The sequence below is a fragment of the Caballeronia sp. LZ003 genome, assembly GCF_031451465.1.
Lineage (GTDB): Bacteria > Pseudomonadota > Gammaproteobacteria > Burkholderiales > Burkholderiaceae > Caballeronia.
The window spans coordinates 653,172-672,847 of the sequence record NZ_JARUXJ010000004.1 but is presented as its reverse complement, the minus strand read 5'-3'; the positions used below and the strand labels follow the sequence as shown (position 1 = coordinate 672,847).

The following is a 19,676-nucleotide window of genomic DNA, read 5'->3' as shown; positions in this document are numbered from 1 at the left end:
AAAGCCGTAGTCTCTCGCAGTAAAAGCCCATGAAGCCAGCTAATCTTTCTAAGTTCGATTAAGGAACGCTAATGCTCGACTACGCCTCGCTCGATGCCTTGCTCGCGGTCGTTCGCACCGGTTCGTTCGAGCGCGCGGCAGCGTTATTGAGCGTCACGCCTTCGGCCGTCTCGCAGCGCGTGAAGTTGCTGGAAGAACGCGTGGGCAGCCTGCTCGTGCGACGCGGACAGCCGTGCGAGGCAACCTCCTCAGGCGCTCTATTGTGCCGCCATACCGAACGCGTGCAATTGCTCGAAGCCGAACTGGGCGGTCGCATGCCCACACTACCCGGCACGACGAGCGGGAGCCGCGCCAGGCTGCGCATCGCGGTGAACGACGACAGCATGAGCACATGGTTCATCGACGCCACCGCTGACTTCTGCATCGAACGTGCGCTGTTGCTCGATGTGGTCGTGGACGATCAGGATCACACCGCAGAGCGTATCCGTGCGGGCGATGTACAAGGCGCCGTCACCACGCAAGCCGATGCCGCACCGGGCTGGCGGTCGGTCAAGCTTGGTCGCATGCGTTATCGGGCTGTGTGTTCGCCCGGTTATTTCGAGCGCTATTTCGCGGAAGGACTGACACGCGAGGCATTGCGTCGCGCGCCGTGTGTGAATTTCAACGAGAAGGACGAATTGCAAAAGCGCTTTGTTCGCCGCGTTGCTCGTGCCGATATTGCACCGCCCGCGCATTTCGTTCCGCACGGCGAAGGTTTCCTGCGCGCGTGCACGTCCGGACTTGCATGGGGCATGTGCCCGCAGCGGCTGGTCGAGTCGCGGCTCGAAAGTGGCGAACTGGTCGAGCTAGTGTCGGGGACGCGACTCGATATCGATCTTTACTGGCAAAGCTGGCGCTTGGCCTCGGGCTGGCTCGACGACTTCACCGCCGAGCTACGCGCCCGGGCGAAGTCGTCGCTGAGTTGAGTCTTAAGCGCCCTGCTTTTCGATGGAATCGACACGGTCGGGATAAAACGCGAGATGGTCCTTGATACCGGCGACGGCATCGTAGGGTTGCTCGTAGGTCCAAACGGCGTTGACGCCTTTTTCGCCCAGGCTCGTGATGCTGTAGTAGCTGCAAACGCCTTTGTAAGGACAGTACGTCTCGTGCGAAGTGCGCGTGAGTTGCGACGTGTCGGCGTCATCGCGCGGCAGATAAAGCACCTCGCCATATGAAGCTTCGCGCAAAGATAGCGCTTTGCTGGTATCGACGATTACGCGGCCACCCGCCTTCACAACGACATGCGCGGGACTGGGCTGGACAGTAATCGGATGATCGGGACCGGGAATCTTGACGGTACGTTCCATGGCTTCTTCCTGCCGTTTTCGAGGGGAAAGCCATGGTAGCGCGGTTGTATGAACCGCGCAGAAACGGACGGCGGTAGCGCCGTTCGAGCGCTACCGCGAGCATCGCTTAGTGGCCGAAATAGGTCGGCTTGGAGCCGTCGTTATTTACGGGCGGCATGGCGCGCGAGCCGGTGGATGCGCGGTAATAATCCGAGCCGCCATAAGCGCTATCGTTGGCCGACGCTGCACCATTCTGGCGCGCGGCGCGGCCTTCGGCGGCCTGTACATCGGCCGGATACGTCGTGCGGTCGCCTGCCGCGGGGTTATAGCCCGCCGCTTCGACCTGTTGCAGGTCTTGCTTGACTTGCGAGCGCGTCACGGCCGAATTGGTGTCCGACTGAGCGAAAGAAAGAACCGGCGCCACCACAACGGCAGCAACGGCCACGACTTTGATGATCGACTTCATGGTGAACCTCCGGGAGTTGTAGCGCTGACAGTTCTGCGCCTGCTACATTTGAGCATCAGGCGTGCCTGGCTCCCTTCGGCATTCAATCTGCCTTGCTCTCCACGAGCTTCACCAAAACATGCAGCATGCGATTAGCTGGCGTCGCTACACCGAGCGCATCGCCACGTCGCACGATCAACCCGTTCAGATGGTCGATTTCGCTGCGCTTGCCGCGCATCACGTCCTGAGCCGTCGACGAAAACTGGTTCGGCATGGTCTCCGCGATACGGCGCACGGCCGCATCCACATCGCCAGGTAAGATCACGCCTTCGGCACGAGCGACGGCCGTGCATTCATCGACGATATCGCGCATGACGCGCGTCACGCCCTCGCCCTTCACAATGCGTCCATAAGGCAATTGCGAAAGCGCTGAAAGCGCATTGTAGGTGCAGTTCAAGACGAGTTTGACCCACAGCGCGCCGCGCACGTTGTCGGAGATGTCGGTGGGCACGCCAGCGGCCACGAAGGCGTGCGCGACTTCTTCGCTCGTACTCGATGGCTCGATCACCAGTTCACCACGCCCGTGGTGCTTCATATGTCCTGGCCCTGCCATTTCGGACGCGACATAGACCACGGCCGCCGCCACTTCTTGCGGCACATACTCACGCAAGCGCTCGGCGTTCTCGACGCCGTTTTGCAGCGACAAAACCAGCGCATCGCGTTCGAGATGCGGTTTGAGTAACGCGGCGGCGCTTTCGGTATCGGTGGACTTCACGCAGAACAGCACGAGCTTCGCTCCTCGCACTGCGCTCGCTTCGGTGCTTGCCGCAAGCTGCACACGTTCATCGAAGGTTTGTGTTTCGAGACGCAGACCATCGCGCGTAATAGCCTCGACGTGCTGCGGCCGCGCGATCAGCACGACCTCATGACCCGCGCGCGCGAGCATGCCGCCGTAATAGCAGCCCACCGCGCCTGCGCCCATGACGGCTACTTTCATGTCCTTTCCTCGCTCTGTTGCGTTGTCGTTGACCGGTGACGCCGAGCAAATGCAGCGTCTATCGGTTCGGAAAATAACACATCGGCAAGCGTTGGCGTTCCATGTCGATACATGGCGGCAAGCCACTCGAATGCTTCGCAGACCGCATCGAGCTTGCCGACACGCTGTTCCTCGCAAACGCTTGCGCGAAAAACACTGTGTGCGGACGCACTATAGTCAGTCGTTTTCGTGATGAACCATATTGTTAAAACGTATGTGCGGGAGATACGCTCCGTCAAGCGGATCGACGATGCTGTTCATAAAAGGACGACCGCTACGGGATGGCTGATAACGGGGAGACCAGGTTGCGGCGAAGAAGCCGTGATCACCCAACGAAGAGTGGTACCGAGAGCAGAAACAAAAAGCAAAGCGGCAAGCCGCTCGGCGACGGGCGAGGCGCGGCAGAGGCTTGGGCGTTTTCACGAGAACAAAAACATGAATCATGGATATGAAACATCGCTCGTCAAGCGCGTGGTGAATCAGCTTGTCGCGAGCATCGTCAGCGGGGAATACAAGGACAACGTATTGCCTCCGCAAGTGATTCTTTCGAAGAAGCACGGGGTAAGCCGGACCATCATGCGCGAGGCGCTCAGCATTCTGATCTCGCGACGCATGCTCGATGTGCGGCCCAAGACCGGCACGCGTATCAAGCCCGCGAAAGAATGGCTCGTGTTCGATGAAGAAGTCGCCGACTGGCGTTTGCGCGCCATGCCCGATCAGGAATGCATGCGCCGTCTGATCGAGTTTCGCGCACTCGTCGATCCGCCCGCTGCCGCGCTCGCCGCCATACGCGCGAACCGGCATCAGCGTATTGGCATCAACGCGGCCTTTCAGCGGCTCGTCCATGCAGGCCCTTCGGAAAGCCTGCAATCTTCCGCTGAAGAAGCGTTGCAAGCCGCCATCATCGAAGCCAGTGGCGACGAACTGTTGCAGCAAATGGGTTGCGTGGTGCGCGTCGGCATCCGTGCGATGAAGGCAACCGTTCGCACGCAGACTGTCTCCACCGATGCGCAACTCGGCGATTATGGCAAGGTCGTGCGTGCCATCGAGACCGTCGATGGCGAAGGCGCGCGCTCCGCCATGTCGCAGGTGCTTTCGCGTGCGGCGTCGGTCTGGCTGGAAGAGACCGTCTGAGGCATAGCAGGAAGTTCGAAAGCCGTTGCCTTCCCGTGGACCGTATCTTGCGCGCGATTCGTGCGGCTTACATACGGCGTCGGCGTGACTACAATGGGTGAATGCCCTTTTCACGCTGAGCGTTCCATACTGGAAACACGGAGGCAAACATGGCGGAACTCGATAAGGAAGCAGTCGTCGGCGTGCTCAACCGGATTCTCGAATCCGAACTGGCGGGCGTCGTGCGATACACCCACTACTCCTTCCTGGTCTTCGGCTTCGGCCGGATACCGATCGTCTCGTGGCTGCGCGAACAGGCGGACGAATCGTTACTGCATGCGCATCAGGCGGGCGAATGGATCACCACGCTCGGGGCCTATCCGTCGCTTGAAATCGGTCCGTTGCTCGACAACCATACGTTCGATATCGCGACCATTTTGCGCGAATCGCTGCAATCGGAAAAACTCGCGTTGGATCTGTATCGCGATCTGCTGAGGATCGTGGAAGGTCGGTCGGTCGCGCTCGAAGAATATGCGCGACAGATGATTCAAACCGAGGAACTGCACGCTGGGGAAGTGGACAAGATGTTGCGCCGTCCCGGTGAAGTGGATACCGCGCCCGAACGGCGAACGGGACACGCATAAAAGAAAACGCGCCGGCCGCATCCACATGCATGCAGCCAGCGCGGTGTCGGCTCGTGTGTTTATTTCGGCTGCGCGACCGTGCGCAGATATGGCTTGAGCGTCTTGAAGCCTTCCGGATACTTTTTCTTGGCGTCATCGTCCGACACGGAAGTCGGGATGATCACGTCTTCGCCCGGTTTCCAGTTCACCGGCGTGGCGACCGTGTGCTTCGCGTTGAGTTGCAGTGCGTCGAGCAGGCGCAGCACTTCGTCGAAGTTGCGTCCCGCGCTCATCGGGTACGTAAAGGTTGCCTTGATCTTCTTGTCCGGACCGATTAGAAACACCGCGCGAATGGTCGCGTTATCGACCGCGGTGCGCGGGCCACCGCCGCTCGCGTTTGGATGAATCATGTCGTAAAGCTTCGCGACATTCAGGTCCGCGTCGCCGATCATCGGATAGTTGACGGCCGTGCCCTGCGTTTCCTCGATGTCCTTCGCCCATTGCGAATGGTTCGTTACCGGGTCGATGGAAAGGCCGATGACCTTGGTGTTGCGCTTGTCGAACTCGGGCTTGAGCTTTGCCATGTAGCCGAGCTCGGTAGTGCAGACAGGCGTGAAGTCCTTCGGATGCGAGAACAGAATGGCCCACTTGTCACCAATCCATTCATGGAAATGAATCGTGCCTTGGGTGGTTTCCGCGGTGAAATCGGGGGCTTCGTCGCCAATGCGGATGGACATGTTTGATCTCCGTGTTGAAGTAATTCGAAGCGCGCCTCGCTCGTCGTGATGACCGTGACGAAACGGCTTTCGATACGAATGCGCAATTCACTCGATGATTATAGTGTGCTTGCGATTCTCCTCGCGCGGCGGCCGATGGTCGCTCATCGACGTTTTCAAGCTTTGGTTATCTGTGCGCAAGCAAAGGCGTCCCAATCGAACGGCGAACGTGCGTTCCTAAAGTGTTTATCACGAGCCGATATAAGCTAATAACCGCTTCAAGCCTGGCGGCTTTCGTGATCGCGCGCTTCCTCGGCGCTTTCGTAGATATAAGGCGCGACGCCGCGACGCTTGAGCGCATCGCCGAGTTTCATGCGCAGGAAACTGCTCGTGGTATAGCGCGTGACGCCGTCGTAGTGGTCGCCCACGAGTTTCGTCACCATCTCCGAATAGGCATCGAGCATATCGGGGCGAATCGAGAAATTGTCGTAGTTGACGATGGCATGTGGGCGCACCTTTGCGTTCGCCAGTTGCTTGGCAACTTCGCGGCGAATAGCTTCGACATCGCCAAGATTCTTCACTTCGTGCCCTTCGAAATTGATGAAGAACAGGTTCTTGCGCGCGTCGTAGCTGAAGCGCTCCGCAAGGTTCAGACCGAGCAGCGTATCGCGCAATCCCATGGGCGTATCGCGGAAAATGCGTTCGTCCATGAGGCGCGGCGGCGCGTCGATCACCGGCGTAAAACCCATCTGCGCGACGATGTCCCGCTCGATATCTACACCGGGCGCCACTTCGATCAGCGCGAGCCCGTCTTGCGTCAATTCGAACACGCAGCGCTCGGTGATATACAGCACCGTCTGCCCGCGCTCGAACGCATATCGGCCGCTGAACGTGCGATGCTCCACGGCATCGACGAACTTGCGGCAATCGCCTTCGTGGCGAATCACGAGCTTGCCGTCCTCCAAGCCGACATCGAGCTTGCCTGCGTTGAACGTGCCGACGAACACGACTTTCTTCGCCGCCTGGCTGATGTTGATGAAGCCGCCCGCGCCCGCGAGTTTCGGCCCGAACTTGCTCACGTTCAGATTGCCGTCGCGGTCCGCCTGCGCAAGGCCGAGGAAGGCGATATCGAGTCCGCCGCCATCGTAGAAGTCGAATTGATACGGCTGATCGATGATTGCCTGCGTATTGGTCGCCGCGCCGAAATTGAGTCCGCCTGCGGGAATGCCGCCGATGACGCCGGGTTCGGTCGTCATCGTGAAGAGGTCGATGACCTGCTCTTCGTTCGCCACGCTTGCAATGCCCTCCGGCATGCCGATGCCGAGATTCACCACGCTATTGGCCATCAATTCGAACGCGGCGCGCCGCGCGATGATCTTGCGCTCGGTCAGCGCCATGGGTGCAACCGAACTTGCCGCAACCCGCAGTTCGCTCGAATAAGCCGCGCTATAAGGCTCGCCGAAGGTCTGCCAGTGATTGTCGGAACTCGCCACCACCACGCAATCGACCATGACGCCGGGAATCTTCACCTGCCGCGAGTTGAGGGTATTGGACTCCGCGAGCCGCTCGACCTGTGCGATCACGATACCGCCAGAGTTGCGCGCGGCCATCGCAATGCTGAGCGCTTCGAGCGTGAGCGCTTCCTTTTCCATCGTGACGTTGCCGTTGAGATCGGCGGTGGTGCCGCGCACGATGGCGACATCGATCGGGAAGGTCTTGTAATACAGATACTCCGCGCCGTCGATCGACATGACGCGCACGATATCTTCCGTGGTGCGCGCGTTGAGCTTGCCGCCGCCATTGCGCGGATCGACGAAAGTGCCGAGGCCGACCGTGGAGAGTTGCCCCGGCCGATGCGCGGCAATATCGCGAAAGAGCTGTGAAATCACGCCCTGCGGCAGATTGTAAGCTTCGATGCGGTTATCGATGGCGAGCTTCTGCAACCCCGGCACGAGTCCCCAGTGACCGCCGATCACGCGCTTGACGAGCCCTTCGTGCGCGAGATGATTGAGGCCCTTTCCACGGCCATCGCCCTGACCTGCGGCATACACGAGCGTGAGATCGGCAACCGGTTCGCTGCCTTCGGCGTGGTCTTCGAGAAAGCGCGCTTCGAGCGCAATCGCCACTTCCTCCGCGAAGCCGATACCGACAAAGCCGCTCGTCGCGATGGTGTCGCCCGCATGAATCAGGCGCACGGCCTCGCGCGCGGTGACGATCTTGCCGCGCTCGACAAGCCGCGTGGACGAGGGAAACGGATGGCGTGTCGGTGCGCTGCTGGCGGTCATGGCGTCTCCTCGCTTGAGTCTTTCCCGGCGCGCGTCAGTGTTCGCGCGCGCGCGCTCGTCTTCTGCGTCTAAGCGTACTTGATCTGGGCGACGGCACGCAATTCGTCGGCGGTCGCCGTGCCATAGCCGAAGAATTCCAGGTACGCCGGGATCATCTCGAACAGCATGTCGGTGCCGACCTGCACCGAGCAGCCCTTGTCCTTGGCCGCGCGCAAGAGCGGCGTGTACTCCGACTTCATCACCACTTCGCCGACAAAGGTCGTGGGCGCGATGCGATCGATATCGAACGGCAAGGGATCGCTCTCTTTCATGCCGAGCGGCGTTGCATTGACGATGACATCGAAGCCTGCGGGATCTCTCGTGTCCGTACGCACGATGAGTTCCGGATAGTGATCGCGCAAACGCCCGGCGAGCCCTTCGACCGAAGCGGTGTTGGTGTCGAAGATGGCGAGTTCCGCCACGCCCGCCGCCGCGAGAGAAGCCGCAATCGGCGAGCCCACGCCGCCGCTGCCCAGCACCAGAACGCGCGCGCCCTTCAACGCGCGGCCCTTGCGTTCGACGCCGCGCACGAAGCCGGCGCCATCGAACTGGTCGCCGAGCAGCGTGCCGTCTTCGCGTTTGAGAATGGCGTTGCATGCGCCCGCAATGCGCGCGGTGGGGCTCACTTCGTCCATCAAGCCGACGGTCGTGATCTTGTGCGGCATGGTGACGAGCGCGCCGCGCAGGTTGGTCAGCTTGAACAACTGCGGCACGAAAGCGACGTAATCTTCCGGTTTCACGCCCATGGGGACGACCACGGCATCGATGCCCTGTTTGTCGAACCAGGGGTTGTAGATCATCGGCGCCTTGAACGCTTCGGTCGGAAAGCCGAGATGGGCAATTACGGTGGTCTTGCCGCTGATCATGGCGACGCTCCTTCGAAGATGAGCGCGCAACGGTGCGCGCGACGCCTCCATGATAGTGCGACTTGCCTGCCCGCGGTTCTTTAATGGCTCGCGCCGAGATAGGCCGCCTTGACCGAAGGATCGTTCTTCAATTGCTCAGCGGGGCCGTGCGTGGCGACGCGGCCGTTCTCGAGCACGTAGCCGTAGTCCGCCACGTTGAGCGCGGCGGCGGCGAACTGTTCGACGAGCAGCATGGTCACGCCCTCGTCTTTCAGGCGCGCGATGATGCGGAAGACTTCATCGACGAGAATGGGCGCAAGGCCCATCGAAGGTTCATCGAGCAACACGAGGTCGGGGTTCAGCATGATGGCGCGGGCCATCGCGAGCATTTGCTGTTCCCCGCCCGAAAGCGTGCCCGCCAGCTGATTGCGGCGCTCCTTAAGGCGCGGAAACAGTTCGATGGCGCGTTCGAGATCGGCGGCCACGTCGCCTTTCGGACGCGCCCAGGTCAAGCGCGGAAACGCGCCGAGCAGCAGATTGTCCGTGACCGACATGGTTGCGAAAACGCGTCTTCCCTCCGGCGAATGAGCAAGGCCGAGGCGCGCGATCTTGTGTGAATCCATGGCGTCGATGCGCTTCGCGTCGCTGCCGATGCCCATGGTGATCTCGCCTTCCGTCGGCCGGATCATGCCGGAGATGGCGCGCATGGTCGTCGTCTTGCCCGCGCCGTTCGAGCCTATCAGCGTGACGACTTTCGCCTTCGGGACATCCAGGCTGATGCCGTGCAGCACCTTGACCTTGCCGTAGCCTGCGTGGAGATTCTTGATTGTCAGCATCGCGTGTCGCTTCGTCGGATGATCGGGTTGGCGTGATTGGCGCGTTGCGTTCAGACGGCTTCCGCCGCTTGTCCGCCGAGGTAAGCCTCGATCACCTTCTCGTTGGCCTGTATTTCGGCGGGCTTGCCCTCCGCGATCTTCTGCCCGAAATCCAGCACCGAAACCGTGTCGCAAACACTCATGACCACATCCATATGATGCTCGATGAGCACCACGGTAATGCCGTGATGCCGCACCTTGCGAATGATCGCGACCAGTTCGCGGATATCCGGCGCGGTCAGGCCCGCAGCGGGTTCGTCGAGCAGCAGCAGTTGTGGATCGAGCGCGAGCGCGCGGGCTATTTCAAGCAGACGCTGCTTGCCGTATGGAAGATTGCGCGCTTCCTCGGCCGCTGCATGTTCGAGTCCGACGAAGCGCAGCATATTGAACGCCCGTTCGCGCGCCGCGCGTTCTTCACGCTTGTAGCGCGCACTCATCAAACCTACATCCGCGAAGTTCGAACGGAAGGTGTGATGCAGGCCGACGAGCACATTCTCCAGCGCCGTCATCTCGCCGAAGAGCTGCACGTTCTGAAAGGTCCGCGCGATGCCCGACAGCGCGATCTTCGACGACGTGCGTCCCGCGAGCGACTCGCCTCGATACTCGATTGCACCCGCGGTCGGCACGTAGATGCCCGTGAGCACGTTCATCATCGTGCTCTTGCCCGAACCGTTCGGACCGATCAGGCCATGGATGGTGCCGCGCCTGACCGTCATGTTCACATCGTTGAGCGCCTTGAGACCGCTGAACTGCATGAGCACGCCGCGCACGTCGAGAATGGTGCTTGCTCCTTCGGTCGTGACGGCGGCGACGGCGTCGTCCTGCTGGGTCTGCATCGCCAGTTCCTGCGTGTCGACCTTCGTCACGCGCACGCGGCCCAGATTGAGCGTCTTGCGCACGAAGCCGACAATGCCATCTTGCAGGTAATACACGACGAGCAGAATCATCAGGCCGAAGATGGTGAGACGCCAGTCGGTGAGCGCTTCTATCCAGAAGGAAAACGCCGCAAGACCGGCTGTACCGATGACGGGAATCGCCACGCGTTGCAGCGTCGTGGTTTTGCGAGCCAGGGCGAGCGCCGCGCCCGCAACGACGAGCACCGCAAGCGCGGTTGCCACGACGCGGAAGTTGGAGATGTCGTCGAGCAACTTCGGCAACAGCACGATCACCGTCGAACCGATGATCGCGCCCGTGCGTGTCTTGCGCCCGCCCATGATGATGGCGAGCAGGAACAGAATGGTCAGCTCGAAGTTATACGTGTTCGGCGAGATGTACTGCTCGGAGTACGAGTAGAGACAGCCCGCGAGCCCCGCGAATCCCGCGCTGATGACGAACGCATAGACCTTGTGCCGATACACCGACACGCCCATGCAATCCGACGCAATGGGGCTATCGCGCAAGGCTTCGAAGGCGCGCCCGAGATGCGACTTGAGCACGCGATGCACCACGATCAGCGACACCACCAACAGTGCCGCCACGAGCCAGTAATACTGGATTTCGTCGAGCTTGTGACCGGCAATGGTCGGCTTGGGAATCTTGAGACCCATCGGACCATTGGTGAGGAAGTCCATCTCGTTGATAAGTATCTGGATGATGGTGCCGAACGCGAGCGTCACCATGGCGAGGTACGGACCCGACACGCGCAACGCGGGCAACGCCAATATTGCGCCGAAAGCCGCCGTCACCACGATGGCAAGCGGCGCGGTCAGATAGAACGGCAAGCCGAGCTTGATGAAAAGCACGCCTGCCGTATAAGCGCCCACGCCGAAGAGCCCCGCATGGCCAAGCGACACTTGCCCCGTGTAACCCACCACGATATCGAGCCCGAACAGAAGGATCGCGTAGATCATGATGGTTTCGACGAGGTGGATGTAATACGGATTGCCCGATACCACCGGAAAGATCGCGACTGCGGCGAGTCCTGCGAGCGCCGCGACTATGTTCTTTGCTTTCATGTAGGCGGCCTCAGACTTTCTTGATCGCGGTCTTGCCGAAGAGGCCCGCAGGCTTCACCGCAAGCACGATCAGCAACAGCACGAGTCCCGGCACGTCCTTGTAGCCGGTCGAGATATAGAAGCCCGTCGTCGTCTCCGCTATACCCAGGATCATTCCGCCGACGATGATGCCCATGCCGCTCGACAAGCCGCCGATGATCGCGACAGCGAACGCCTTGAGGCCGAGCACCGCGCCCATGGTCGCGCCGGTAAGTGTGAGCGGCGCGATCAGCACGCCTGCGAACGCCGCCGTCAGCGACGACAACGCATACGAGAACGTGATGACGAGCCCCGTGTTGATGCCCATCAGCGCGGCCGCATCGCGATCGTTCGCGGTGGCGACCACGGCCTTGCCGAAGATCGTCTTGCGGTTGAAGAACTCCACCGCGAGCATCATCACGAGCGCGCCGCCGACCACGAGCAGTTCCATCGGCAACACGTTTGCGCCGAACACCTTGAGCGGCGCTTCGGGCAAGGGCGACGGAAAACGCAGGTCGTCGCGGCCCCAGACGTTTTCCGCGACGTTCTTGAAGATGATGCCGAGCGCGATGGTCGACATGATCCAGCCGAACTCCGACTTGATCTTGATGGCGGGCCGCACGCCGATGCGCTCCACGAACGCGCCCTGCACGAGCCCGAAAAGACACACGACCGGGATCATGAGCCAGTAGTTCACGCCCGCCGAAACGAGCGTGAGGCCGACGAGCGCGCCGAGCATGAGAGCATCGCCCTGGCCGAAGTTCAGCGTGCCGGAAGTGGCGAACGTCAGTTGATAGCCGAAGGCGATGACGGCGTAGATCATGCCGAGCGCGATGCCGCTATATATGAGCTGGAGAAGGATCATCGTCGGGCGTCAGGGCGGCGGAGGATGCTCGATTGAAAAAGAGCCCGATCTGCGACCGGGCCCTGGAGAGACAACAGCGGCGGCACGGCGTTAGTTCGACGCCGTCGTCTGCTTGGTGCGAAGCGTGCTGCCGCCTTTCTTGTCCGCGTCGTAGGCGTAGATCACGCGGCCGGCCTTCACTTCGCCGATCACCGGAACGTTCGAACTGATCGCTTCGTGATCGGTCTTGGTGAAGGGCTTGTCGTAGACCATGACCACGCCTTCGACCTTCGTCGTGAGGTTTTCCAGCGCTTCCTTCACCTTCGGACCATCGGTCGAGCCGGCTTGCTTGATGGCCGCCGCGAGCAGATAGATCGAGTCGTAGCCTTGCGCCGCCGACACCGGCGAATCGATACGATCGCTCTTCGGCTTGAACTCCTTCACGTAAGCGTCGATGAAGGTTTTGCGCTTGGGCGTGTTGGCTTCCTGGATGAAGGTCTGCGGCATGCGCGCGCCTTCGCCGTTGTTACCCGCGTTGTCGATGTAATTGGCCATCGAAAGCGTCCAGCTGCCGATGAGCGGCACCTTCCAGCCGAGCTTGGCCATGCCGTTCGCGATCTGCGCGAGTTCCGGCCCGATACCGTAAGTCAGCACCGCTTCCGCGCCCGCTTCCTTCGCCTTGAGCAACTGGGCCGTCATATCGACGTCCTTGATGTTGAACTTCTCGACCGCGACGGGCTTCACGCCCTTGGCCGACAGCGCCTTTTCCAGATCCTCGCGGCCGAGCTGACCGTAGTTGGTCGAATCCGCGAGAATGGCGACCTTCTTGAAGCCGCGCTTGGTGATGGCTTCCTCGACGATCATCGGCGCCTGGATGCGGTCGGCGGCGGCGTTGCGGAATACGTAGTTGTCGGGCTGATCGTCGAATTGCTTCGTCACGACCGTGCCCGTCGCCACGTTGTTGAAGACCGGAATCTTCGCTTCCTGGAAGAAGCGTTGCGAGGCGAGCGCCACGCCCGTGTTGATATAGCCCACGACCGCGACCACTTTCTCCTTGTTGATGAGTTCCTGCGCGATCTGCACGCCGCGTTCATTCTTCGCTTCGTCGTCGCGTTCCACGAGCACGATCTGCCGTCCCAGCACGCCGCCCGACTTGTTGATCTCGGCGGTGGCGAGACGCACGCCGTCGCGCATGGAGACGCCCATCGAGGACGAACCGCCGGTAAAGGGACCGTCCACGCCGATCTTGATCGGGTCCGCGGCCTGCGCGAGGCTCGCGCTCAATGCAAAGACGCCGAACGCGAGCGCACCTGCGATGCGCTTCATCTGCATGCCCATATCTGTCTCCGTCGCTTGAATCGTTATGTGATGAGGTCGGCTTTGCGCATGCCCTCGCCGCTCGTTCGTTTCGGTGCATCGCTCGAACGGCAATTTACGAATGCGGTGATCGATATTAGAAAATTGTAAGGATCAGACCATATTCGGACATACCCGAACAGCACGAGCGTTAGCGCACTCCCGACGCGACGTAATGTGAGACGGGATGGAATAAACCCTTAGTCAGGTAGATTGCGGATGCGTAAGCGCATCAGCGCGTGCCGCAAAAAAACGCGCGGCTTCCCTAAGGAACGCCGCGCGCAACTTGCGCACGATTGCTCGTTTGATCGCGGCCCGGCTTAACGTGGCGAGCCTGCCTCGATAGCCTGCACGAACTGACGCATGACCGAGCCGGAGGCATCGGTGACGGCCCAGAAGGTCATGCCGTCGCGATTCCAGCGTGCGAGCGCATAACCGTCGTCGGATTGCGTGACGGCCGCCGCCCCTTCCTTCGTATCGAGCGATGCGCCGCCCTTGCCCGAGGGAAACACGTACACGTCGATCGGATGCTTCAGATAGCGATACACCACCACCGCCACCGGCCGATGATTGACGTAATCGAGCCTGCCGCCGACCAGCGCGAATCCCGGCCCGGCCGGATCGATGACGGGCGGCGCATAGTCGATACGTCCGTTGAACCACGGCTTCACCGTATGCTTGTCGCTCGACAGCACGTCGATAGGCCGGTCCGACATCAGTGAACGCACGTGACTCGCGACGATCTCCTGTGCAAGCGGATCGCCCGCACCACTCACGCCATGCGGCACGGCCTGAAACCACAGCATCGCGCCGAGCACGAGCGCGGCCAGCGTGCCGCCCGCGAACGCGCCGCCGAAGAACGGCACGGGCGTGGCGAACCATCGCCATGAACGGGCCGAGCGTTCGCTCTGCTCGTCCTGCTGGTTTCGTTCGCGCGCGCGTTCCCGCACCTTGACGTCTTCCGCTTCGGCCCGGATGCGCGAGAGCACCTGAGCACGCAAATGCGCGGGCGCGCGATGAGTCAGCGAGCCGTCGATGAGCCTCGTTGCGAGCGAGGCGGTGTCGTTATTGTCCATTGCCCGACTCCTCAAGACCCGGCCCCGTGCGACGCACGAGCCGCATGCCCGGTTTGTCCTGCGCGGCGTGCACGGCGAGCGCCAGCAACTTGCGGCCGCGCGCGAGCCGTGACATCACCGTTCCTATCGGCACGCCCGTCACGGCGGCCACTTCCTTGTAACTCATGTCTTCCAGCTCTCTCAGGACCAGCACTTCACGAAACGGAATGGGCAAGGTTTCGAGTGCGCGATGCACGATATGCACCTCGTCCTTGCGTACCGCAAGCGTTTCCGGGTCTATGCCCGCTTCCTCGGACCAGCCGGGCAGCGCTTGCTCCCCGGCGATTTCTTCGTCGTAGGGCGTCGCGTCGGCGAGTTGCACGCGGCGGCGCCATTCCGTGAACCACGTATTTCGCACGATGGCAAAGAGCCATGCACGCGCGTTCGCTTCCTCGCCCTCCTCGAAGCCGCTGAAGAAACGAAAGGCGCGCAGATAGGCTTCCTGCACGACATCGTCGGCGTCGCTCGGACTGCCGGACAGCCAGCGCGCGAGGTTGTACGCGGCATCGAGATGCGGCATGAATGTCGCCTCGAAACGCGCGTCCACGCCCGCCGCCTGTGTTCGGCTTTCCGCGGACTTATCTGCTTTCGACCTGGGCCACATCGCGCGGGTCTCCTTGGGAACAGGGTTCGACGTTTTCATTACCTTGCAACGCCCTCGTCACATGTACTCGCCCTGGGCGCGATTTATTCCCGCCGAAGCGGCGTAATCGAAAAAATAAAATCGACGAGACGAATCGGGAATATCGCGACGCTCTCGCCGGTTCGATGGACGGATGCCGCGCAGCTTCAGCACTCGAACATGAACGCGCCGGCTTCACGCCCATGCATCGTGCCGCCATGCGCGTGAGCTTCAGGAAACCATGAAACGCGGCCGCATTGTTCGTATTCAAGGAGTGCGCATGACACACGACCCGAACGACCTGCCCGACGCGCAGGAACTCGACGACCACGGCAAGCGCCGGCGCACTGCATTGTCCTGCATGGCCTGGGCCGGCGCGGGCGTGCTGTGGACGGTGAGCGGCGGCGTGCCGGTGTCGAGCATCATTTCATCGGCGCAGGCGGCCGAGAAGAAGACGAGTTCGTTCAGCTTCGTGCAGATCAGCGACAGTCACATTGGCTTCAGCAAGGACCCGAACACGGAACCGACGAGCACGCTGGAGGAAGCGATCAATCGCGTAAGCGCCATGCCGAAGCAGCCCGCGTTCATGATTCATACCGGCGACGTCACGCATCTGTCGAAGCCCGCCGAATTCGATACCGCCGACCAGATCATCCGCAAGGCGGGCATGCAGGTGCACTACGTGCCGGGCGAGCATGACGTGCTGGTCGAGGACGGCAACCCGTTCTTCTCGCGTCTTCCAGCGCAATACGGCAGGAGCGGCGACCGGCACTGGTACAGCTTCGACGAAAGCGGCGTGCATTTCATCGGCCTGACCAATGTCATCGACCTCAAGGGCGGCGGTCTCGGCTTTCTCGGCGATGCGCAACTCGCCTGGCTCAAGGCCGATCTGCAAGGACGATCGAGCAGCACGCCGATCGTCGTGTTCGCGCATATCCCGCTGTGGGCGCTTTATCCGCAATGGGGCTGGGGCACCGACGACAGCGCACAAGCGCTCGCGCTCTTCAAACGCTTCGGGTCCGTCACGGTGCTCAACGGCCATGTGCATCAGGTAGCGCAAAAAGTGGAAGGCGACATGCGCTTCTATTCGGCCATGTCCACCGCGTTTCCGCAGCCTGCGCCCGGCGCCGCATCGGGGCCCGGACCGATGAAAGTCGGCGCGGACAAGCTGCGCTCCATGCTCGGTCTGCGCGAAGTCACGCATGTGCAGGGCCGCGAATATCTCGCCGTCGTCGATACCCCGCTTGCAGGAGATAAGGCATGAACGTCGCCACGCTCGCGAGCTATGTCTCGCCTTCCAGATTGCGTCCTCTTGCCGGACGCGTTGCGCGTCAGGCCGCGCTTGCGCTCGTCGTCAAGGGACTCGTCGGCATCATTCCCTCGGCGTGCGCGGAGGAACCCGCGCAGCAGACGGTAGCGATGAATACGCCGACCATCAGCATCGACAATTTCGCTTTCAGCCAGCCGAGCGTCACCGTGCCGGTCGGCACCAAGGTGACGTGGGTGAATCATGACGACATGCTGCATACGGTCGCGGACGAAGCGAAGTCATTCAAGTCAGACCCGCTCGACAGCGGCCAAAGCTACTCGCATGTGTTCGACAAGCCCGGCACTTACAAGTACTTCTGCTCGCTGCATCCGCATATGACGGGGACAATCGTCGTGCAATGAGCGCGCGGGCACGTTCGCCTGACGCTCAACCGCGTGCCTTCGCGATGGCGCTCAGATTGCCTTCGCCGAAGCCGTGATGCCCGCGACGCTCGACGATCTCGAAGAACATGTCGCCCGGTTCACGCTCGGCGAAGGTTTGCAGGAAGAGTTGCGGCGTGCCGTCCGGCAGAATCTCGCCGTCCACGAGAATGCCGCGCGCACGCAGCTTGTCGATATCGAGTCCGTGTCCGGGCAGGCGTTCGTCGATCTGATCGTAGTAACGCGGCGGCGGATTCAGAAAGCGCATGCCGCGCGCCATGAGGGCATCGACGGAAGCGAAGATGTCTTGCGATGCCAACGCGATATGCTGCACGCCTTCACCTTCGTGATCGGGCAGATACTGCTGCATAAGATCCGTGCGATACGTGCCTTCCTCGTACACCGGAATGCGGATGTTGCCGCACGGCGAAACCGTGACCGCGGAGTCCTGCGACACATGCCAGTCTGGATGCACCTGATGAATCTCCGAGAAGTGCAGCACTTCGCGGTAGAAATCGAGCCATTCGCGGATGCGGCCCGCGCCGACCGTCTGCGTGAAGTGATCCACTTCGAAGAGACCGGTGCCGCCTGGCTCGGCCTTCGCGCCGGCAATGGGCCGGAAATCGATGTCGTAGATCGTGGACACGCCGCTATCCTTGCCTGGCCAGTGATCGACGAAATAAATGTGCGAGTCGCCAATACCCTGAATGGCCGGAATGGCCAGCTCGTTCGGGCCGATCTTCTCGCCTTCGAAATCCCAGGCGCCGAATTCGACCGCGCGCTCGTGAGCAAGCGCCGCGTCCACCACGCGAATGCCGATGGCGGCAATGCCCACACCATGCGATTCGGCGAAGCGCGACGCGAAGGAATCCGGCTCTGCGTTCAGGAGGAAATTCATGCTGCCCTGACGAAACAGCTTGACCGCCTTGCTGACATGCTGCGCGACCGGCACGAAGCCCAGCCGCTCGAATAAAGCGGCGAGGCCCTGCGGGTCCGGGCTGGAAAACTCGACGAACTCCAGCCCCGCGATGCCGAGCGGATTGTCGCCGACTTCGCAATCGGGCGTCGCGCGGGCGGGGGAAGTGGAGTCGGGCTGGGTCATCGGCAAAGTCCTCAATGGTCGGGCGGGTTCTCGGACGTGAAACTACCACAGCGATGGCTGCCTGTGCTCACGGCCGATAAACCTGCCGCTAGAGTAGCGGCAGCGCGATCATCGTGTCAAAGCCGGGACTTCGCGCGGCTCGGGCGCTTTCGCTGTATCAGGCGGCAAGCCGTTGCGGGCTCATCGACGGGCGTCTTGCTTGCGGGGGAAACACGTTCCAGGTGCCGTCGTCGTGCCGGAAGAAGATGATCGCAAGCGGTCCGTTCGCGTGCCACGCCTCGATGCAGACGTAGCGCGAGCCCGTGACCTGCGAGCGACACAGCCGCACGACGCGTGCCGGATGCGCCGCGCTCGGGGCGAGCCATTTGTCGACGGCCCAGTGCAGCGAGTTTTGAATGGTGTGCATGATGGTCTCCTTTCTGGTCAGGCCGTTCAGGCGGCGAGTGCGGCGTTCAAGCGGCGTTGCCGATCGGCAGCGACATAGGCGCGAAACAATCCCGTCACTGCGCGCCACGCCACGCGCGGATGGGCGAAGCAGGCGCGAACCTGGCGGCTTTGGCTTTGGCCGAACAGGCACCACGTCACGAAGTGCTCGCAGTTGTTGGTCAACAAGCGATAACGGTCTTCACCGAGCCGGCTGCGGGCGCGGCGCACTGCTTCCAGGCCGACGAAGCACGCGGTCGGGTTTTGGCGGATGGTCACGTCATGGCCGCCCGCGAATTGCGCGAGACTGACTTCTTCCACCGGACCGCGATGCAGCGACTTGGCGAATCCCGCGTAATGGATAACCCGGCCGTCGCCCGCATAGAGTCCGTGATGTTCGTAACCCGAGCGGCGCGTGACGAGTTCGGCGCCTATGGCCGGTTCGTCATCGAACGACAGGCTGCACGCGGCAGCTCGGGTATCGTTCGGTCCGGACGGTTGGGTGTTCGACATGGCTCGCTCCGATTTTTGGTCTCGTCGCGCCGAAGTGTCTGTTCGGCGGCTTGTTGCGGAGTCTTTTGCAGGTTTCTTGCCAGTCTTCGTAAATGTTTGATTTATAGAGAAAATTACCGTTTTACGTTAGATTCTTGATAGCGGTTGTTGATTATTAACCAACAGTCTGGGAGAGCGATGTGTTGGCGCCAGAGCATCAATGGAGCGCCCGTGCGCGTTTGGTTCGTAGTGTTGGTCGTCCGCTTGTTTGCCAACAGCGGTTGTTGGCGACGGTCCAACTGATGACGCAAAGGCGCGGGCATCGACAAAGGGCGAAGGCCGCATCGAATAAGCCGATGGCGGAGGCGCATGCAAATCGGCATAGCCCTTGCATAAGTGCCCGCATCGAATTCGAGCAAACAAGGAGAGCCGCAATGAGCGCAATCACCATCACCGATCTGGATCACGACCGCGAACTCGATCGCGCGGCGATGTTGGCCATCAGTGGCGGCGGTGGCGCGCCTTGGCTCTTCGGCTGGATCACGCCATATGTCGCGGACCGTCAGCAAGGCGGTGGCGGCAGCAGCGTGGTGAACATCTACGACATCACGAACAACATCAGCGTCGGTCAGATGGTCAACCAGTATCAGAGCGTCGATGTGAACAACACCGGCGCGGGCGCGACGCTCACCGTCAGTCCCAACGCGCTGTCCAGCAATCGCGCGGGATAAGCTCGGCGGTTGAGTGCACAATGACTG

The 19,676-nt window shown here is 61.5% G+C and carries 21 protein-coding genes; 6 read left to right on the top strand and 15 right to left on the bottom strand.

All coding sequences use genetic code 11. The features are described from left to right. Nucleotides 1-71 precede the first annotated feature (71 nt). Entirely contained in the window at nt 72-965 is an 894-nt protein-coding gene (locus QCE79_RS27220; protein ID WP_309849168.1) for a LysR family transcriptional regulator ArgP, read from the top strand. 3 nt (nt 966-968) lie between these two features. Here the strand turns inward: QCE79_RS27220 and QCE79_RS27215 are convergent, their stop codons facing one another. From QCE79_RS27215 to QCE79_RS27205, 3 genes are all read right to left on the bottom strand, one after another. Next, on the bottom strand, nt 969-1,346 hold the full coding sequence (locus tag QCE79_RS27215) for a DUF427 domain-containing protein (RefSeq protein WP_309849164.1): 378 nt from the start codon (nt 1,344-1,346) through the stop codon (nt 969-971). Nucleotides 1,347-1,452: 106 nt separating this feature from the next. Next, entirely contained in the window at nt 1,453-1,791 is a 339-nt protein-coding gene (locus QCE79_RS27210; protein WP_244829652.1) for a DUF4148 domain-containing protein, read from the bottom strand. Nucleotides 1,792-1,873: 82 nt separating this feature from the next. Beyond that, nucleotides 1,874-2,767, bottom strand: a complete 894-nt coding sequence (locus QCE79_RS27205; RefSeq protein ID WP_309849160.1) for a 2-dehydropantoate 2-reductase — start codon at nt 2,765-2,767, stop codon at nt 1,874-1,876. Between the two features lie 474 nt (nt 2,768-3,241). On the opposite strand from QCE79_RS27205, the gene QCE79_RS27200 reads away from it, so the two are divergent. Then, nucleotides 3,242-3,940, top strand: coding sequence for a FadR/GntR family transcriptional regulator (locus tag QCE79_RS27200; protein WP_244829648.1), 699 nt, complete (start codon nt 3,242-3,244; stop codon nt 3,938-3,940). A 149-nt stretch (nt 3,941-4,089) separates the two neighbouring features. Further along, a complete protein-coding gene (locus tag QCE79_RS27195) occupies nt 4,090-4,563 on the top strand; it encodes a ferritin-like domain-containing protein (RefSeq protein ID WP_309849157.1) in 474 nt (157 codons plus the stop codon). Nucleotides 4,564-4,622: 59 nt separating this feature from the next. On the opposite strand, the gene QCE79_RS27190 is transcribed toward QCE79_RS27195, so the two are convergent. From QCE79_RS27190 to QCE79_RS27150, 9 genes are all read right to left on the bottom strand, one after another. Then, the gene (locus QCE79_RS27190) at nt 4,623-5,279 is read right to left on the bottom strand and encodes a peroxiredoxin (protein WP_244829646.1); all 657 of its coding nucleotides are present in this window, start codon (nt 5,277-5,279) and stop codon (nt 4,623-4,625) included. A 257-nt stretch (nt 5,280-5,536) separates the two neighbouring features. Then, nucleotides 5,537-7,543 carry an acyl CoA:acetate/3-ketoacid CoA transferase gene (locus tag QCE79_RS27185; RefSeq protein ID WP_309849154.1) on the bottom strand — a complete coding sequence of 669 codons (2,007 nt, stop codon included), beginning with the start codon at nt 7,541-7,543 and terminating at the stop codon, nt 5,537-5,539. Between the two features lie 68 nt (nt 7,544-7,611). Beyond that, a complete protein-coding gene (locus QCE79_RS27180; protein ID WP_244829643.1) occupies nt 7,612-8,448 on the bottom strand; it encodes a shikimate dehydrogenase in 837 nt (278 codons plus the stop codon). Nucleotides 8,449-8,528: 80 nt separating this feature from the next. Beyond that, nucleotides 8,529-9,263 (bottom strand): ABC transporter ATP-binding protein, encoded by a 735-nt coding sequence (locus QCE79_RS27175; protein ID WP_250467084.1) that lies wholly within the window; start codon nt 9,261-9,263, stop codon nt 8,529-8,531. A 50-nt stretch (nt 9,264-9,313) separates the two neighbouring features. Further along, nucleotides 9,314-11,257 (bottom strand): ABC transporter permease subunit, encoded by a 1,944-nt coding sequence (locus tag QCE79_RS27170; protein WP_244829641.1) that lies wholly within the window; start codon nt 11,255-11,257, stop codon nt 9,314-9,316. A gap of 10 nt (nt 11,258-11,267) precedes the next feature. After that, a complete protein-coding gene (locus QCE79_RS27165; RefSeq protein WP_250526729.1) occupies nt 11,268-12,140 on the bottom strand; it encodes a branched-chain amino acid ABC transporter permease in 873 nt (290 codons plus the stop codon). A 90-nt stretch (nt 12,141-12,230) separates the two neighbouring features. Continuing rightward, nucleotides 12,231-13,451, bottom strand: a complete 1,221-nt coding sequence (locus QCE79_RS27160) for an ABC transporter substrate-binding protein (protein WP_404989441.1) — start codon at nt 13,449-13,451, stop codon at nt 12,231-12,233. A gap of 344 nt (nt 13,452-13,795) precedes the next feature. Continuing rightward, nucleotides 13,796-14,551, bottom strand: a complete 756-nt coding sequence (locus QCE79_RS27155) for an anti-sigma factor (RefSeq protein WP_244829638.1) — start codon at nt 14,549-14,551, stop codon at nt 13,796-13,798. Continuing rightward, on the bottom strand, nt 14,541-15,194 hold the full coding sequence (locus QCE79_RS27150; protein ID WP_250467091.1) for an RNA polymerase sigma factor: 654 nt from the start codon (nt 15,192-15,194) through the stop codon (nt 14,541-14,543). The genes QCE79_RS27155 and QCE79_RS27150 overlap by 11 nt, the downstream gene beginning before the upstream one ends. A 298-nt stretch (nt 15,195-15,492) precedes the next feature. Here QCE79_RS27150 and QCE79_RS27145 point away from each other — a divergent pair, with 298 nt between their 5' ends. Both QCE79_RS27145 and QCE79_RS27140 read left to right on the top strand, forming a co-directional pair. Further along, nucleotides 15,493-16,476 (top strand): metallophosphoesterase, encoded by a 984-nt coding sequence (locus tag QCE79_RS27145; protein WP_309849143.1) that lies wholly within the window; start codon nt 15,493-15,495, stop codon nt 16,474-16,476. After that, on the top strand, nt 16,473-16,883 hold the full coding sequence (locus QCE79_RS27140; protein WP_244829632.1) for a cupredoxin family copper-binding protein: 411 nt from the start codon (nt 16,473-16,475) through the stop codon (nt 16,881-16,883). The genes QCE79_RS27145 and QCE79_RS27140 overlap by 4 nt, the downstream gene beginning before the upstream one ends. Nucleotides 16,884-16,908: 25 nt before the next feature. Here the strand turns inward: QCE79_RS27140 and QCE79_RS27135 are convergent, their stop codons facing one another. From QCE79_RS27135 to QCE79_RS27125, 3 genes are all read right to left on the bottom strand, one after another. Beyond that, nucleotides 16,909-18,003 carry a VOC family protein gene (locus tag QCE79_RS27135; RefSeq protein WP_309849141.1) on the bottom strand — a complete coding sequence of 365 codons (1,095 nt, stop codon included), beginning with the start codon at nt 18,001-18,003 and terminating at the stop codon, nt 16,909-16,911. 157 nt (nt 18,004-18,160) lie between these two features. After that, nucleotides 18,161-18,409 (bottom strand): hypothetical protein, encoded by a 249-nt coding sequence (locus tag QCE79_RS27130; protein WP_244829630.1) that lies wholly within the window; start codon nt 18,407-18,409, stop codon nt 18,161-18,163. A gap of 26 nt (nt 18,410-18,435) precedes the next feature. Then, the gene (locus QCE79_RS27125) at nt 18,436-18,939 is read right to left on the bottom strand and encodes a lecithin retinol acyltransferase family protein (RefSeq protein ID WP_309849138.1); all 504 of its coding nucleotides are present in this window, start codon (nt 18,937-18,939) and stop codon (nt 18,436-18,438) included. Nucleotides 18,940-19,352: 413 nt separating this feature from the next. Between QCE79_RS27125 and QCE79_RS27120 the strand changes: the two genes are divergently transcribed. Continuing rightward, complete coding sequence (locus tag QCE79_RS27120; RefSeq protein ID WP_244829628.1) at nt 19,353-19,649, top strand: hypothetical protein; 297 nt, start codon at nt 19,353-19,355, stop codon at nt 19,647-19,649. Nucleotides 19,650-19,676: the final 27 nt, after the last annotated feature.

Bases quoted from the DNA above. Each gene is read 5' to 3' on its own strand.
- QCE79_RS27145 (WP_309849143.1), top strand. From the start codon at position 15,493: ATGACACACGACCCGAACGACCTGCCCGACGCGCAGGAACTCGACGAC.
- QCE79_RS27155 (WP_244829638.1), bottom strand. From the start codon at position 14,551: ATGGACAATAACGACACCGCCTCGCTCGCAACGAGGCTCATCGACGGC.
- QCE79_RS27185 (WP_309849154.1), bottom strand. From the start codon at position 7,543: ATGACCGCCAGCAGCGCACCGACACGCCATCCGTTTCCCTCGTCCACG.
- QCE79_RS27210 (WP_244829652.1), bottom strand. From the start codon at position 1,791: ATGAAGTCGATCATCAAAGTCGTGGCCGTTGCTGCCGTTGTGGTGGCG.
- QCE79_RS27195 (WP_309849157.1), top strand. From the start codon at position 4,090: ATGGCGGAACTCGATAAGGAAGCAGTCGTCGGCGTGCTCAACCGGATT.
- QCE79_RS27180 (WP_244829643.1), bottom strand. From the start codon at position 8,448: ATGATCAGCGGCAAGACCACCGTAATTGCCCATCTCGGCTTTCCGACC.
- QCE79_RS27165 (WP_250526729.1), bottom strand. From the start codon at position 12,140: ATGATCCTTCTCCAGCTCATATATAGCGGCATCGCGCTCGGCATGATC.
- QCE79_RS27190 (WP_244829646.1), bottom strand. From the start codon at position 5,279: ATGTCCATCCGCATTGGCGACGAAGCCCCCGATTTCACCGCGGAAACC.
- QCE79_RS27200 (WP_244829648.1), top strand. From the start codon at position 3,242: ATGAATCATGGATATGAAACATCGCTCGTCAAGCGCGTGGTGAATCAG.
- QCE79_RS27140 (WP_244829632.1), top strand. From the start codon at position 16,473: ATGAACGTCGCCACGCTCGCGAGCTATGTCTCGCCTTCCAGATTGCGT.
- QCE79_RS27160 (WP_404989441.1), bottom strand. From the start codon at position 13,451: ATGCAGATGAAGCGCATCGCAGGTGCGCTCGCGTTCGGCGTCTTTGCA.
- QCE79_RS27215 (WP_309849164.1), bottom strand. From the start codon at position 1,346: ATGGAACGTACCGTCAAGATTCCCGGTCCCGATCATCCGATTACTGTC.
- QCE79_RS27125 (WP_309849138.1), bottom strand. From the start codon at position 18,939: ATGTCGAACACCCAACCGTCCGGACCGAACGATACCCGAGCTGCCGCG.
- QCE79_RS27220 (WP_309849168.1), top strand. From the start codon at position 72: ATGCTCGACTACGCCTCGCTCGATGCCTTGCTCGCGGTCGTTCGCACC.
- QCE79_RS27150 (WP_250467091.1), bottom strand. From the start codon at position 15,194: ATGTGGCCCAGGTCGAAAGCAGATAAGTCCGCGGAAAGCCGAACACAG.
- QCE79_RS27135 (WP_309849141.1), bottom strand. From the start codon at position 18,003: ATGACCCAGCCCGACTCCACTTCCCCCGCCCGCGCGACGCCCGATTGC.
- QCE79_RS27120 (WP_244829628.1), top strand. From the start codon at position 19,353: ATGAGCGCAATCACCATCACCGATCTGGATCACGACCGCGAACTCGAT.
- QCE79_RS27175 (WP_250467084.1), bottom strand. From the start codon at position 9,263: ATGCTGACAATCAAGAATCTCCACGCAGGCTACGGCAAGGTCAAGGTG.
- QCE79_RS27130 (WP_244829630.1), bottom strand. From the start codon at position 18,409: ATGCACACCATTCAAAACTCGCTGCACTGGGCCGTCGACAAATGGCTC.
- QCE79_RS27170 (WP_244829641.1), bottom strand. From the start codon at position 11,257: ATGAAAGCAAAGAACATAGTCGCGGCGCTCGCAGGACTCGCCGCAGTC.
- QCE79_RS27205 (WP_309849160.1), bottom strand. From the start codon at position 2,767: ATGAAAGTAGCCGTCATGGGCGCAGGCGCGGTGGGCTGCTATTACGGC.